Here is a 13940-nt window from a genome sequence, read left to right on the forward strand (position 1 = left end):
GTCGTCAGATCAGGGCGGCGGCCTCCCGGGCGGAGAGGCCGCCGCCCTCCGCGTACGCCGCCTCGTACGCCGCGTCGCCGAGCGCCGCGCGCGTGCGCTGCACGGCCCGTTCGTACACCTCGCGCTCCTGGGACGTCGGGACGTGCCGGAGTGGCAACAGCGCGGCTGCGGCGCCGAGGCAGCGGGCGGCGTCGTGGGCCCGGCCGCCGCCGTCGATGCCGGCGAGGGCGTACGCGGCGGTGGTCAGATACGCCGAGCGCATCTGCGGGGCGATGGCCTCGGACAGCGGGTCCTCGGCGCGTTCCAGCGCCCGCCTGATCCGGTCCAGGGACTGCGGGTAGCGGCCGTCGGCCGCGTCCAGCCAGGCCTCCGCACCGAGGATGAAGGCGTCGAAGATGACGAAGTGGGCGATCTTGAACTGCTCGCGCAGCAGCCGGAGTTGCTCACGCGCCTCGGGGATCCGGTCGCTCATGCCGAGCCGGCCGGCCAGGATCAGCCGGGCGAAGGGCATCGACTGGTCGTTCGGGCCGGCCGCCTGGTCGATGACCTCGCGCAGCAGGCGCTCTCCCCGCTCGGCCTCGCCCGCCTCGATCAGGACGCTGCCGAGCCGGGCCCTGAGCACGCCCATCTGGGCGCGGGCGCCGAGACCTTCGGCGTGCTCCATCGCCGCCTCGTAGTCGGCGGCGGCCGCACGGTAGTCGCCCCTGCGCTCACGCCCCTCGGCGCGCGCGGCGAACGCCTCCGCGGTGCCCCACAGATCGCCGAGGCGGCCGTAGATGGCAAGCGCCTCGTCGGCGTCTCGGGTGGCGTCGCCCGCCCACTCGGTGCGGTTGGCGAGCAGATTGGCCCGCATATGGAGGGCGGCGGCGAGGTCCCAGTCGTATCCGGGCACGCCGCGACAGGTGTCCACAGCGGCGTCGACGATCGTCCGCACCCGTGCGATGTCCCCGGTGAGCAGGACGGCGTAGAACCAGAGGGAGCCGGGGAACCGGCATCCCTGCGGGAGTCCGGGCCGGTACGCCTCGCCGACGGCGCGCAGTTTCCGCTGCCCCTCGGGCGCCTGCCAGCGGTCCAATTCGGTGTCCATGCAGGCCAGATGGACCAGATGGACGCCGCGCCGGGCCTCCGCGAGGACCTCGCCGGTCCAGGGCGGCGGCGTGGCCGTGCAGCGCTCCCACAGCGGGGCGGCGGGCCGGACGGGCTCGGCGAAGGGGTCGGGGCCGAGGTCATGGACCTCGCGGGACCAGTTGCGGGCGACGATGCGCTGGTCGCGCATCTGCCAGTACCAGGCCATCGACAGCACCAGGCACATCGCCTCCTGCTCGTCGCGTACGGCGATGGCGTGGTGCAGGGCGGCGCGGATGTTCTCGCTCTCGCGCTCGAGCCGCTGGATGGCGGCGAGCTGGCCGGAGCCGCGCAGCAACGGTTCGGTGGTGCGGGCGAGTTCGCGGTAGTGCGTCAGATGCGCGCGCGCCGCCTCGGCACGCCGGCCGGTCTCGTCGAGCCGCTCGCCGGCGTACTCGGCGACGGTCTCCAGCAGCCGGTAGCGCATGCCCCCGTCCCCCGAAGGGGCGGCCACCACCAGGGACTTGTCCACGAGCGAGCCGAGCGCCTCCAGCGCGACGGGCCCGCACACGGCCTCGGCGGCGGCGAGATCGCACCCGCCGGCGAACACGGACAGCCGCCGCAGCACCTCCCGTTCGCCCTCGTCCAGCAGCTCCCAGGACCAGTCCACGACCGCCCGCAGGGTCTGCTGGCGGGGCAGCACGGTACGGCTGCCCGAGGTGAGGAGCCGGAAGCGGTCGTCGAGCCGGTCAGCGATCTGACGTGGCGTCAACATACGGAGGCGGGCGGCGGCGAGCTCGATGGCCAGGGGCAGCCCGTCGAGCCGCCGGCAGATCTCCGCGCACGCCTCCGGATCATCGGCGACCCGGAAGCCCGGCCTGGCCGCGGCGCCCCGGTCGGCGAGCAGCCGCAGCGCGAACGGCTCAGGCAGCGGGTCCACGGGCCGCAGCAACTCCCCCGGTACGCCGAGGGGTTCACGACTGGTGGCGAGCACCGTCAGCTGCGGGCAGCGCTCCAGCAGCTCCTCCACGAGCCGGGCGGCGGCCTCGACGACGTGCTCGCAGTTGTCGAGGATCAGCAGCATGCGCAGCTTGCCGCAGTGCTCGGCGAGCCGCTCGACGGGGTCGCCGTACCGGTCGGACGCGGCCCGCATGGCCTCGGCGCCGGCGCCGTACAGCACGGTCTCACGGGCGCCGAGAGCGGTGAGCACGGCCTCCGGTACGGCCTCGGGGTCGTCGACCGGCGCGAGTTCGGCCAGCCACACCCCGTCCGGGGCACCGTCGCGCACACTCTCGGCGGCCTCCTGCGACAGCCGCGTCTTCCCGGCACCGCCGGGGCCGAGCAGGGTGACGAGCCGGGCGGTGGAGAGGTCGCCCCGGATGGCTTCGATGTCCGGTTTCCGGCCGACGAAGGAGGTGAGGCGGGCGCGGAGGTTGCCGGTGGGTGGGGGCGGGGGCGAAGTGGGGGTGAGGGTGGAGGCGGTGGCGGTGGCGGTGGCGGTGGGTCGGGGGGTGCCGGGCGACTCGGAGGTGGGGTCCGTGCGGGCGGTGAGGCCGGGGGCGGGGGGAATGCCGGGGTCCGTCGCGGCCTCGGGGGTGCGGGCGCGGTCGGGCGCGGGCGTGGTGTGAGCAGCGGGGTGGGCTGGGACGCCGGGGCTGGTCGGGGAACCGGGGGTGTGCTGGTCGCCGGGCGTGGGCGCGGCGCCGGCAGCGGGGTGCGTGGGAACGCCGGGGCTGGTCGGGGAACCGGGCCCCCGCTCGCCTCCGTCGGCCTCCGCATCGGCGGTGCCGGGTGGCCGGGGTGCGTGGCTGCCAGGGGTGGTGCGTATCGCGTCGTGGGTGGAGCTGAATCCGTCGCGTCTGCGCGGGCGGTCGGTGCCGGCCCCGTGCGTGCGCTCCGTCGGGTGGAGCAACTCTCCGTGCAGTGAGCGCAGTTCCGGCCCCGGGTCGGAGCCCAGCCGGTCCGCCAGGAGTCGGCGTACGTCTTCGTAGGCGGCCAGTGCCTCCGCCGTGCGGCCGGCGTCGCGCAGGGCGCGCAGGCGCAGGGCCTGGAGGGGCTCGTCCAGGGGGTGGGTGTCGCACAGGGCGGTCAGCTCGGGCAGGGACTGTTCGGCGTGGCCGAGGACGAGGGCGGCGGTGTGGCGGGCGCGCAGCGCGTCCAGGCGCCGGGTCTCCTGGCGGGCCGCCTCGGCGGTGCGGTCGGGGAGGTCGGCGAGGGCGGGGCCGTGCCACAGGGCGAGGGCGTCGTCGAGGACGACGGCGGCCTTGGCGGGGTCGCCGTCGGCCAACGCGCGCGTGCCCTCCCCGGTCAGCCGCTCGAACCGGTGCAGGTCGATGTCGTCGGGCGCGGCGGCGAGGCTGTACCCGCCCTCCGACGAGACGATCGCGCCCGCCCCGAGGGCCCGCCGCAAGCGTCCGACCAGCGCCTGCAGTGCGCCCGTGGCGTCGGCGGGCGGATCCCCGTCCCACACCTCGCCGACCAGCAGACTCGCGGGCACGGTCCGCCCGCCCCGCAACGCCAGCACGGTCAGCAGGGCACGCAGTCGCGCCCCGCCCACCGGAACGGGGGTGCCGTCGGGGCGGAGTACCTGGGTGGTGCCGAGGATGCGATAGCGCACGGGGTCCATTGTCTCCGGTCGGTTCGGGACGGTCACAGGGTTGCGTGGCGCGGCGCGCGAGCAGCGGACGGGGGCTTCAGCCCCGTTTCGGGACCGTGCTCAGGGTCTGAAGCAGCTCCGCCAGCGCGGCCGGCGCCAGGCCCGTCACCTCCGCGCCCGGTGCCGTGCCCTCGTGCGGAAGGCCCCTGGCCTCGCGCACCGCGTGTGACAGCCAGGAGTCCGTGCCCGGTACCTCCAGGGTCACCAGCACGCCCGCGTCGGCGTCCGCGAACCACTTCGGGCACTTCCACACCGACCGCAGCGACCGGTCCCCGGGGACCGGCTCCCGCGTGAGCGAACCCGGCGCCATCTCGGCGTAGCCCTGCCGAAGGACCTGGATCGCCCGTACCCGGCCCCGTGTCTCGGGCAGGTGGGGGTCGCCGTGGAACTCGGCCGTGAGGAGGCCGACCACGCGCAGCCGGTCCCCCGGCCGCACGCCGCCCAGATCCTCCTTCGCGACCATGTCGACCGGATGCCGGTGCAGGGCCACCACGAGCCCGCTCTCCTCCCGCAGGACCCGCACCGTGCCCTCCTCCACCGGACCGGTGACCTTGGTGAGCTGGTCGTGCCAGCCGCCGCCGAGGGCGTCGTCGCTGGACTGCAACAGCAGCGGCCAGCTCACCTCGTCCCCCACCTTGAACGGCTTACCGCAACACTCCATCTGCCAGTCCGCGTAGAACACATGCCAAAGCCCCATGCCCCCACCCTCCCCGGAACCACCACCCCACCGCGAGACGTTTTCCCCCTACGCCCGGTACGGTCGGGCAGGCCCGACGCCCCGTACGCCCGTCGTCCCACAGGAGCCCTTCCTCATGACCACCGCGATCACCCGCCCCAGCGACCGGCGGATCAGCCCCGTCTTCGTCGGGATCCTGGCCGTCACGGCGGTGACGGGCTGGGCCACCTGGACCGGCTTCGCCGAGCAGCCCGGCCTCGCCGTGTTCCTGTTCGTGACCGCCGCCTGGATCGTGTCCCTGTGCCTGCACGAGTACGCACACGCGCGTACCGCCCTGCACAGCGGCGACACCTCGATCGGCGCGAAGGGCTATCTGACCCTCAACCCTCTGAAGTACACGCACGCGCTGCTCAGCATCGTGATCCCGGTCGTCTTCGTGATCATGGGCGGCATCGGACTCCCCGGCGGTGCCGTCTTCATCGAGCGCGGCCGGATCCGGGGGCGCTGGCGGCACAGTCTGATCTCGGCGGCAGGCCCGCTGACGAACGTCCTCTTCGCGCTCGTGTGCACCGCCCCGTTCTGGCTGGACGCGCTCGACGGCGTCCCCCGGGACTTCCGGTTCGCGCTCGCCTTCCTCGCCCTGCTCCAGGTCACGGCCGCGATCCTGAACTTCCTGCCGGTCCCGGGCCTGGACGGCTACGGCGTGATCGAGCCCTGGCTGTCGCACAACATCAAGCGCCAGGTGGAGCCGTTCGCCCCGTTCGGCCTGCTGCTCGTGTTCGTGGTGCTCATGCTCCCCGCGGTGAACCGCGAGTTCTTCCAGGTGATCTACACGCTGCTGGACAACCTGGGTGTCCACGGCCTGGAGCGCTACTGCGGCCAGGACCTCTACCGCTTCTGGCAGGGCACGAGCGAGTACTGCTCGATCAGCTCGTGACGGAGCCCCGCCGCCCGTCCCGCCGCTCGTCCTTGGCGCGCTTGATGTAGTACCAGGTCATGTTCGACGACAGCCCGGCCAGCAGCACCCACACGATCCCCAGCCAGCTGCCCTGCGCGAAGGAGATCACGGCCGCGGCCACGGCCAGCAGACAGACGATCAGGGTGTAGACACCAAGGCGGGGCATTTCGGTCGGCTCCTTCGGGGGACACTGCTACGGCGACCAGTGTCCCCCATCCCTCACACGTCCGTGACGCGGAGTCCCGCATGCGCCTTGTAGCGCCGGTTCACCGAGATCAGGTTCGCGACCAGCGACTCCACCTGGTGGGCGCCTCGCAGCCGCCCCGCGAAGACGCCGCGCATGCCGGGGATACGGCCGGCCAGCGCCTGGACGATCTCCACGTCCGCCCGTACCTCCCCGAGCACCATCACATCGGTGTCGATCTCGTCGATCTCCGGGTCCTGGAGCAGCACCGCCGACAGGTGGTGGAAGGCCGCTGTCACCCGGGACTCAGGCAGCAGGGCGGCGGCCTGCTCGGCGGCACTGCCCTCCTCCGGCTTCAGCGCGTAGGCGCCCTTCTTGTCGAAGCCGAGCGGGTTGACGCAGTCGACGACCAGCTTGCCGGCCAGCTCCTCGCGCAAGGACTCCAGCGTCTTGCCGTGGCCCTCCCACGGCACGGCGACGATCACGATGTCGCTGCGCCGCGCGCACTCGGCGTTGTCGGCGCCCTCGACACCGTGCCCGAGCTCGTCGGCGGCGGACCGGGCGCGGTCGGCCGCCCGCGAGCCGATGATCACCTTCTGCCCGGCCTTGGCGAGCCGGTAGGCGAGGCCCTTGCCCTGCGGCCCGGTCCCGCCGAGCACGCCGACGACGAGCCCGGAGACGTCGGGCAGGTCCCAGGGGTCCTTGGCCGGGGCCTTCGCGGGAGCGTCGGTGGGCTGCTGTGCACTGTCGGTAGAGGTCATGGGCCGACTTTACGTGGGCCGAACTGACGGCTCCCCCGCCCGCCCCCACGGCTCAGGTGAGGTCCGTCACGGGCACCCGCCGGAAGGTGATGGTCTCGTACGGGCCGAAGTCGCCGGTCTCGTAGAGGAGTCCGACCGTCGCGTCGTCGACCCGTACGAGATCCGAGTACGCGGCGGGCAGACCGTTCACCGTGTGCGCGGACCGCCAGGTGACGCCGTGGTCGGTGGATGCCCGGACGGTCATCAGGGCGCGGGCGGCGGGATCGGCGGGGCCCGAGAAGAGGAGCACGTCGGGGTCGCGGAGCTGCAGGACGCTGCCCTCGCAGATGGGGGCGGTCAGACCGGCCTGGGGACGGAAGGGCTTCACCAGGGTGGTGCCGCCGTCCTCGGAGTGGGCGTCGGCGCGGTTGCCGGGGGACGGGGAGTCGTTGCGGGTGTTGAAGTAGACGCGGCCGTCGGGGAGTTCGGCGGCGGTGGTCTCGTTGACGTTGACGTAGCCGTCGGTGTTCTCGTCGACGTAGCCGATGCGCCAGGTGGTGCCCCGGTCGTCGCTGAGCAGGCAGTGACCGCTGTTGTACCTGGCCTCCGTGCCGATGTCGTCGCCGGTGGGCGGGATCGTGTGGTTGGCGGGGACGACCACCCGGCCGGTGCTCAGCTGGATCGCATGGCCGGGCGTGGTGGCGTACCAGCGCCACTCCGGCCGCTTCACCTGTGCGGTGATCTCCTTCGAACTCGACCACGTGACGCCGTCGTCGTCGCTGTACCGCACCCAGATCCGGCGGCCGTCGGCGTCGCTCACCTCGCCGCGCAGGATGGCGGCCTCGGTGGCGGTGGCGTGGTTGCGGATGTAGACGAGCAGGATGCGGCCGGTGTCGAGGACGACGGGGGCCGGGTTGCCGGCGAGGTGCCAGTTGTTGTCGGCGACCACCGCGAGCGGGCCCCAGGTGCGCCCGCCGTCCCTCGACCGCTTGAGCACGATGTCGATGTGCCCATGGTCGGCGGCGGAGTCGACCCGGCCCTCGCAGAAGGCGAGGAGCGTGCCGGTGGACGTGGCGACGACGGCCGGGATGCGGAAACTCGCGTAGCCCTCGCGGCCGGCCCGGAAGGGGACGCTGGTCTCTGTCATGGCGGCTCCTCGAATGACCGGTGACCCGTTGGATGACGGATCCCTCTGCCCAGGTTGGGCGAATTCGTGGTGAACTCCGGGTCACGAGTGGTCGGCTAGGGCAGGATGCGGTCGCATGGACGCCGTACGTGTCGCGTTGTTGCGCGAAGTGCTCGCCGGAACCGAGTGGTTGGGTGCCACCCGGCGGTTCGCGGGGGCGCTGCGGTCGTCGGCGGTCTCGCACGGGGGCGGGCTGCTGCTGGTCGGCACTCCGGCGTACGAGCCGTGGCATCTGGCGGCTCATCTGGTGGACGAGGCCGCGTGGTCGGGGACGCCGGAGCTCGCCCCGACACTCGTACGGCATGACGCGCGCGCCTCGGATCCGGCACATCTGGCCGTCGGCCTGGGGCGGTTGGCGGCGGCGCGGCGCGGGGAGACGCTGCTGGTGGTGTCGCCGGACGAGCCCGGGGCGCCGCTCCTGGAACGGGTGCACGACGTCCGGCGAGCCGGGGCGACGGTGCTGGCGCTCGGCGCCGACGAGGGAGAGCTGACGGCCATGGCCCACGAGACGCTGGCCGTGCCGAAGGGCGCGGAGCTGGACCTGGACACCGTGCAGCACCTGGTCAGCGCGGCCGCCGGCGAGAACGCGGTGCCGTCGCCGAGGAGCCGCCGCCGCTTGCGGGACCGCCTGGCCCGCCTGGCGGAGTCGTTGACGGCACCGCCACCTGCGCGCTGGTGACCTGGCCGGGACCCGCCCCCGCCCCCCCCCCCCCCCCCCCCCCCCGCACAAAACCGCTTGCCTCCGACACCGCCCCACCCGAGCATGACCCGTCGTGACGGACGACTCCCCCACCGCTTCCCCGGCTCCCCCGCCTGCTCCCCCGCACCCTCCCCTTCCCTCCCGCCTGCGTGCCGTTCTCCCCGACCTCGCCCCCTGGCGGGCCTCCGCCGACTTCCGGAGGCTGTGGCTGGCGGGCCTGATCTCCTCGTTCGGCAGCTTCCTGACGTTCGTCGCGCTGCCGGTGCAGATCAAGGAGCTGACCGGGTCCGCCGCGGCCGTCGGGGCGATCGGGGCCGTGGAGCTGGTGCCGTTGATCGCGTTCGGGCTGTACGGCGGTGCGCTCGCCGACGCGCTCGACAAGCGGAAGCTGATCGTGTGGACGGAGGCCGGGCAGGCGGTGCTGAGCGCGGCGCTGCTGGTCAACGCGCTGCTGCCGAGCCCCACCGTCTGGCCGCTGTACGTCGTGGCCGCCCTGTCCTCCGCCCTCGTCTCGGTCCAACGCCCCGCCCTGGACGCCCTGTTGCCCCGGATCGTGGCCCACGACCACCTCCCGGCCGCCGCCTCGCTGAACGCGCTGCGCTGGCAGGTCGGCGGTGTCGCGGGCCCGGCCCTGGCCGGCGTGGTCGTCGCGTACGCGGGGCTCGGCTGGGCCTACGGCGCGGACCTGCTGACCTTCGTCGTCTCCGTCCTGCTCACGCTCGGCATCGCCGCCTCCCCCGCCTCCCACGAGGCCACGCAACCGTCCCTCAAGGCCATCACCGAGGGCGCCCGCTACGCCTGGAGCCGCAAGGAACTCCTCGGCACGTACGTCATCGACATCGCGGCGATGCTCTTCGCGATGCCGCTCGCCGTCCTGCCCTTCCTCGCGGACGAGTTGAACGCCCCCTGGTCGCTCGGCCTGATGTACGCCGCCGTCCCGGCCGGCGCGATGCTGGTGAGCCTGACCAGCGGCTGGACCTCGCGGGTGCACCGGCACGGGCGGGTCGTGGTCCTGTCCGCCGCGCTGTGGGGCACGGCCATCGCGGCAGCCGGCGTCTCCGGCGACGTATGGCTGGTGCTGCTGTTCCTGACCCTCGGCGGTGCCGCCGACATGGTCAGCGGCATCTTCCGCGGGGTGATGTGGAACCAGACGATCCCGGACGAGCTGCGCGGCCGGCTCGCCGGGATCGAGCTGCTGTCGTACTCGGTCGGCCCGCAGCTCGGCCAGACCTACGTGGGCGGTGTCGCGGCCTGGCAGGGTGTGCGGGCGTCCATCTGGTCGGGCGGGCTGCTGTGCGTGGGCGCGGTGGGGCTGCTGGCGCTGTGCCTGCCGAAGCTCATGACGTACGACGCGCGGACGAACGAGCACGCGGTACGGCTGCGGGAGCAGCGGGCGGCGGCAGCGGCCGCACCGGCTCCTGCGTCGGCACCCGCGGAGGGGTGATCAGTCGTCGTCCGCCGGACCCGTCGGGGCGTCGTGCCACCGGGGGTCGTTCTCCCACTCCAGGTTGCGTTCCCGCGCGAGGTCCATCGCCTGCTGGGCCTCCGGGCGGCTGGCGTACGGCCCGAAGCGGTCCTTGGCCGGGCACTCCGGCCCCTCCTCGACCTTCTTGTGCACGAGGCAGTAGTACCACTCGCCGGGCTTCCCGACCGTGCGCTTCTTGAACAGGGCCATGACCGGCTCCTCTCGCCTGGGATCGCCACGGACATGGTCCCCCATGGCGGCTGTCTTAGACTCGCTGGCATGTCTGGCCAGTCGCTGCTCGTACCAGGGGAGCTCTCTCCCACCCGTTCCGTGCCCGGAAACATCCGTCGCCCCGAGTATGTCGGCAAGCCCGCGCCGACGCCGTACACGGGTCCGGAGGTGCAGACCCCGGAGACCGTCGAGGCGATGCGGGTCGCCGGCCGTATCGCCGCGCGGGCGATGGCCGAGGCGGCGAAGTCGATCGCGCCCGGCGTCACGACGGACGAGCTGGACAAGGTGGCGCACGAGTACATGTGCGACCACGGGGCCTACCCCTCCACGCTCGGCTACCGCAACTTCCCCAAGTCCCTGTGCACGAGCGTCAACGAGGTGATCTGCCACGGGATCCCCGACTCCACGGTCCTGCGCGACGGCGACATCATCAACCTCGATGTGACGGCGTACATCGGCGGGGTGCACGGCGACAACAACGCCACGTACCTGGTGGGTGACGTGGACGAGGAGAGCCGCCTGCTGGTGGAGCGCACCCGCGAGTCCCTGAACCGCGCGATCAAGGCGGTCAAGCCGGGCCGCCAGATCAACATCATCGGCCGCGTGATCGAGTCGTACGCCAAGCGCTTCGGCTACGGCGTGGTCCGCGACTTCACGGGCCACGGCATCAACTCGTCGTTCCACTCGGGCCTGATCATCCCGCACTACGACAGCCCGCACGCGACGACGGTGATCCAGCCCGGCATGACCTTCACGATCGAGCCGATGCTGACGCTGGGCACGCACGAGTACGACATGTGGGACGACGGCTGGACCGTCGTCACGAAGGACCGCAAGCGCACGGCGCAGTTCGAGCACACTCTGGTGGTGACGGAGACGGGGGCGGAGATCCTGACGCTGCCCTGATCATCGATCACCGAGCCCGCCCTGCCAGGGCGGGCTTTCTCTTGTACGCTTTTACCGACAGGGTGTCGGCAAGCTGTTAACTTAGGTAAGGCTTACCTTAGAGGATGTGTCCCATGGAGTCCTTCTCGACACTCATCCGGACCGCGTCCCATGAACAGCACGTGGAGGCCGAGACCTCGACGTTCATGAGCGACCTGCTCGGCGGACGGCTCGGCGTGGACGCGTACGCGCGCTACACCGAGCAGCTGTGGTTCGTGTACGAGGCGCTGGAGACCGGCACCGAGCGGCTGACGTCGGACCCGGTGGCCGGTCCGTTCATCCAGCCGAAGCTGTTCCGGCTGGCGTCACTGGAGCGGGACCTGGCGCATCTGCGGGGTCCGAACTGGCGGGCGGGGGTGTCGGCACTGCCGGCGACCCGGGCCTACGCGGACCGCGTGCGGGAGTGCGCCCACGACTGGCCGGCCGGGTACATCGCCCACCACTACACCCGCTACCTCGGCGACCTCTCCGGCGGCCAGATCATCCGCGACAAGGCGGAGAAGACCTGGGGCTTCGCACGCAAGGGCGACGGGGTCCGCTTCTACGTCTTCGAGGAGATCGCCAACCCGGCGGCGTTCAAGCGGAGTTACCGCGAACTGCTGGACGCGGTGCGGGCGGACGACCTGGAGAAGCAGCGGATCGTGGCGGAGTGCAAGAGGGCGTTCGCGCTGAACACGGCGGTGTTCCGGGCGTTGGGCGAGGAGTTCCCGCTGTCGGCGTGAGGCCCGGCGCCGCCGTTCTCACCACGGCGGCCGGACACCGCCGCCGTCCGTCCTCCAGGTGTCCCGGGCGGTCCGCAGCCCGGCATCGGCCCGAGCCCGTACGGTGCGCGCCCGCTCCTTGGCCCCGTCGAGCGCGGGACGGCCCGCCTCCTCGGCCTTCGCCAGGTCGGCCTCGGCCCGCCTGATCTCCGCGACGAGGTCGGCGTCGCGGCGCTGCAGGTCCCGGCTGAACTCCTCGTGCTTCACCACCTGGTTGTGGATGGCCTCGACCAGGGCGTCCGCGGCGATCTCCTGGTGCCGTGGGTAGGGCTGACTTCGCCTGGTGCCGTCCGGCCGTGCCACCCGGATGTAGACGTGATCCTGGGAGCAGTCGAGTTTCACGGTGACGCCGGCCAGCGGCAACCGCTCGTCGACCGCTTTCCTGGGCTCGCCCTGCCCCTCGGCGGCCTCCTCCTTCAGGAACAACAGCTCGTGCTCAAGGAGTCCCAGCGGCCACAGCCACAGCTCCGGCTTCACCTCTTGGCCCGAGCCCTGCCGGGGCAGCTCCTCCCGTGCCCTGCTCAGTTCCTGAACACGCCGCTGGAAGGGCTCGATGCCGTCCGCGAAGCCGCGTTCGGCCTCCGCGACGATGCGGGCGGCCGTGTCCCGCCCCGTCCGCCGAGCTCTGCGCGCCTTGGCCAGCGCCTGCCGCTCCGGGCGATGCCTGGAGTCGGGGCAGCCGTACCGCCACTTGCTCGGGAGGAACGGATAGTGGGCGTACCACACGAGGAATCCGCCCACGACGACGCACAACAGCAGCGCGACCCAGCCGTCCACCGGTTCCCCCCAGCGCCCGCCCCGACAACGGGCCCAGTGTGGCGGCATCCGGTGGTCCGCACCAGGTGTCAGCGCTCCAGCACCACGCGCCCGCCGACCTCGACCCACCCGCCCGGCTGCGGCGCCGTGAGGATCTGGGACCCGGCTCCCTGCGTGATGTTGAGGGCGCGTCCCAGGCGGTCGGTGAGCAGCAGCGCCGCCGCGCCGGTCGCCTCGTCCTCCTCGATGCCGTCGTCCCGGCCGGGGAAGCCGCGGGCCCGGATACGTCCGGCCGCCTCGTCCTCCCACGCCCAGGCGTAGATCCACTCACCAGGTGGCGGTACGTCCAGGTCATCCACCTGGGCGGCCGTCGCGTACTGCCGCAGGGTGCGCGGCGGGGCCCACTCCGCACGCGCCTCGATCCAGCTGAACTCCCCGTCCAGCCGCGCGCCCACCACGCCCGCAGGTGTGACCAGTTCGGGCACGTCGAGCAGCCAGGCCGTACCGACGCAGGGGTGACCGGCGAAGGGCAACCGCAGGGTCGGTGTGTAGATGTCGATGACCCCGCGCTCGGGGTCGTCCACGAACACGGTCTCGCTGAAGCCGAGCTTCCCTGCGAACGCCTGCCGGTCGCTCCGCTCGGGGATCACGGAGCCCTCGCGGACGACGCCGAGTTCGTTGCCGTATCCACCGCTCGGCCCGCAGAAGACGCGGAGGACGTCGTAGTCAGTCACGGGGGAATTGAAACATCACGCGGGCGGCGAGGTCGTCCCAGGTGGCGGCTCCGCCGGGGAGAGGCAGGAGGGGAGTGCGGAGCCCGCCGTAGGGCAGCGAGGCGATCGTGTCGGCGTACGCCCGTTCCATGGTGGCCCGTTGGCGTTCCGTGGCCGGATCGTCGGGGCGCGCCGTCAGCTGTCGCATGCGGTGCTCATGTCCCTCGGTCACCTCTTCGGCCGCCCGCCGCCAGTCCTCCTCGTCGGACACCTGGCTCAGCTCCACGCACTGCGGCGTCCGCTCCTCCGCGAGCGCCGCCACCGCCCGGTCGTGGCCGTCGAGGATCAGCCAGCCGTCGAGGAAGGTCACCCACCACAGCAGGACGGGCGCGAGCGTGCCCTCCCGGGCGTGCTTGCGGTACGCCTTCACGCGCCCGGCATCCGGTGGGGAGAGCGGGCGCAGGGGGAGAACTCCGTGCCAGCCGCCGCCGCAGTACAGCTCCAGACGGCCGGCCGGCCAGTCCCGTACGAAGTCCTCGGTCCAGATACCCGGCGGGAAACCGTTCCGGCGGGCCAGCTCCCAGCGTCCGTCCCGCAAGGGCGTCCCGTCCGCCTCCTCCAGCCAACGTGCGTACTGGTGCGGCCAGTTGACGGACGATCGCATGGCCGCCGAACGCAGCGGCGGCAAAGGTGAGCGGTAGCCGTCGAGGCGGTGCAGATACAGCTCCGGGCAGCAGCCCTCGCCCGCCGACCGGCCCAGCAGGACGGGCCGCTCCCCCTGCCTCAGCAGTATCCGGCCGTCGCCCACCGTCTCGAAGCGCAACGCCGACGGGCCGGTACGGCCCTCCACGTTCAGCACGAGCCGTCCCGGCCCCAGCAGTTCCCTGTGCCCCCTGTCCATGAG

The 13940-nt window shown here is 72.7% G+C and carries 14 protein-coding genes; 5 read left to right on the forward strand and 9 right to left on the reverse strand.

Annotation, left to right across the window (positions count from 1 at the left end):
• Positions 1 to 4: 4 nt before the first annotated feature.
• Together PBV52_RS12755 and PBV52_RS12760 are read right to left on the reverse strand one after the other, a co-directional pair.
• On the reverse strand, positions 5 to 3691 hold the full coding sequence (locus PBV52_RS12755; protein ID WP_274238459.1) for a BTAD domain-containing putative transcriptional regulator: 3687 nt from the start codon (positions 3689 to 3691) through the stop codon (positions 5 to 7).
• 67 nt (positions 3692 to 3758) lie between these two features.
• Positions 3759 to 4418: a DUF6578 domain-containing protein gene (locus PBV52_RS12760; protein WP_274238460.1), complete on the reverse strand. Its 660-nt coding sequence runs from the start codon at positions 4416 to 4418 to the stop codon at positions 3759 to 3761.
• A gap of 115 nt (positions 4419 to 4533) precedes the next feature.
• On the opposite strand from PBV52_RS12760, the gene PBV52_RS12765 reads away from it, so the two are divergent.
• Positions 4534 to 5334, forward strand: coding sequence for a site-2 protease family protein (locus PBV52_RS12765; protein WP_274238461.1), 801 nt, complete (start codon positions 4534 to 4536; stop codon positions 5332 to 5334).
• Here the strand turns inward: PBV52_RS12765 and PBV52_RS12770 are convergent.
• The 3 genes from PBV52_RS12770 to PBV52_RS12780 are packed head-to-tail and all read right to left on the reverse strand — an operon-like array spanning position 5324 to position 7426.
• Positions 5324 to 5521 (reverse strand): hypothetical protein, encoded by a 198-nt coding sequence (locus tag PBV52_RS12770; protein WP_274238462.1) that lies wholly within the window; start codon positions 5519 to 5521, stop codon positions 5324 to 5326. The two genes, PBV52_RS12765 and PBV52_RS12770, sit on opposite strands and share 11 nt — an antisense overlap.
• A gap of 53 nt (positions 5522 to 5574) precedes the next feature.
• Positions 5575 to 6300 (reverse strand): NADPH-dependent F420 reductase, encoded by a 726-nt coding sequence (npdG, locus tag PBV52_RS12775; protein WP_274238463.1) that lies wholly within the window; start codon positions 6298 to 6300, stop codon positions 5575 to 5577.
• Positions 6301 to 6352: 52 nt separating this feature from the next.
• Entirely contained in the window at positions 6353 to 7426 is a 1074-nt protein-coding gene (locus PBV52_RS12780; RefSeq protein WP_274238464.1) for an exo-alpha-sialidase, read from the reverse strand.
• A gap of 115 nt (positions 7427 to 7541) precedes the next feature.
• On the opposite strand from PBV52_RS12780, the gene PBV52_RS12785 reads away from it, so the two are divergent.
• Together PBV52_RS12785 and PBV52_RS12790 are read left to right on the forward strand one after the other, a co-directional pair.
• Entirely contained in the window at positions 7542 to 8144 is a 603-nt protein-coding gene (locus PBV52_RS12785; protein ID WP_274238465.1) for a hypothetical protein, read from the forward strand.
• 94 nt (positions 8145 to 8238) lie between these two features.
• Positions 8239 to 9609: an MFS transporter gene (locus PBV52_RS12790; protein WP_373921854.1), complete on the forward strand. Its 1371-nt coding sequence runs from the start codon at positions 8239 to 8241 to the stop codon at positions 9607 to 9609.
• Here PBV52_RS12790 and PBV52_RS12795 read toward each other — a convergent pair whose 3' ends face one another.
• Positions 9610 to 9840 carry a hypothetical protein gene (locus PBV52_RS12795; protein ID WP_274238466.1) on the reverse strand — a complete coding sequence of 77 codons (231 nt, stop codon included), beginning with the start codon at positions 9838 to 9840 and terminating at the stop codon, positions 9610 to 9612.
• A 69-nt stretch (positions 9841 to 9909) separates the two neighbouring features.
• On the opposite strand from PBV52_RS12795, the gene map reads away from it, so the two are divergent.
• A complete protein-coding gene (gene map, locus PBV52_RS12800; RefSeq protein WP_274238467.1) occupies positions 9910 to 10767 on the forward strand; it encodes a type I methionyl aminopeptidase in 858 nt (285 codons plus the stop codon).
• Positions 10768 to 10880: 113 nt separating this feature from the next.
• On the forward strand, positions 10881 to 11528 hold the full coding sequence (locus PBV52_RS12805; RefSeq protein ID WP_274238468.1) for a heme oxygenase (biliverdin-producing): 648 nt from the start codon (positions 10881 to 10883) through the stop codon (positions 11526 to 11528).
• A gap of 18 nt (positions 11529 to 11546) precedes the next feature.
• On the opposite strand, the gene PBV52_RS12810 is transcribed toward PBV52_RS12805, so the two are convergent.
• The 3 genes from PBV52_RS12810 to PBV52_RS12820 all read right to left on the reverse strand — a co-directional run bounded on the left by PBV52_RS12810 (position 11547) and on the right by PBV52_RS12820 (position 13937).
• On the reverse strand, positions 11547 to 12344 hold the full coding sequence (locus PBV52_RS12810; RefSeq protein WP_274238469.1) for a hypothetical protein: 798 nt from the start codon (positions 12342 to 12344) through the stop codon (positions 11547 to 11549).
• 68 nt (positions 12345 to 12412) lie between these two features.
• Positions 12413 to 13057 (reverse strand): PhzF family phenazine biosynthesis protein, encoded by a 645-nt coding sequence (locus PBV52_RS12815; protein WP_274238470.1) that lies wholly within the window; start codon positions 13055 to 13057, stop codon positions 12413 to 12415.
• The gene (locus PBV52_RS12820) at positions 13050 to 13937 is read right to left on the reverse strand and encodes a hypothetical protein (RefSeq protein ID WP_274238471.1); all 888 of its coding nucleotides are present in this window, start codon (positions 13935 to 13937) and stop codon (positions 13050 to 13052) included. Before PBV52_RS12820 ends, PBV52_RS12815 begins: the two co-directional genes overlap by 8 nt.
• Positions 13938 to 13940 lie beyond the last annotated feature (3 nt).

Origin of the sequence: Streptomyces sp. T12, assembly GCF_028736035.1 — a bacterium.
Taxonomy (GTDB): Bacteria; Actinomycetota; Actinomycetes; order Streptomycetales; family Streptomycetaceae; genus Streptomyces.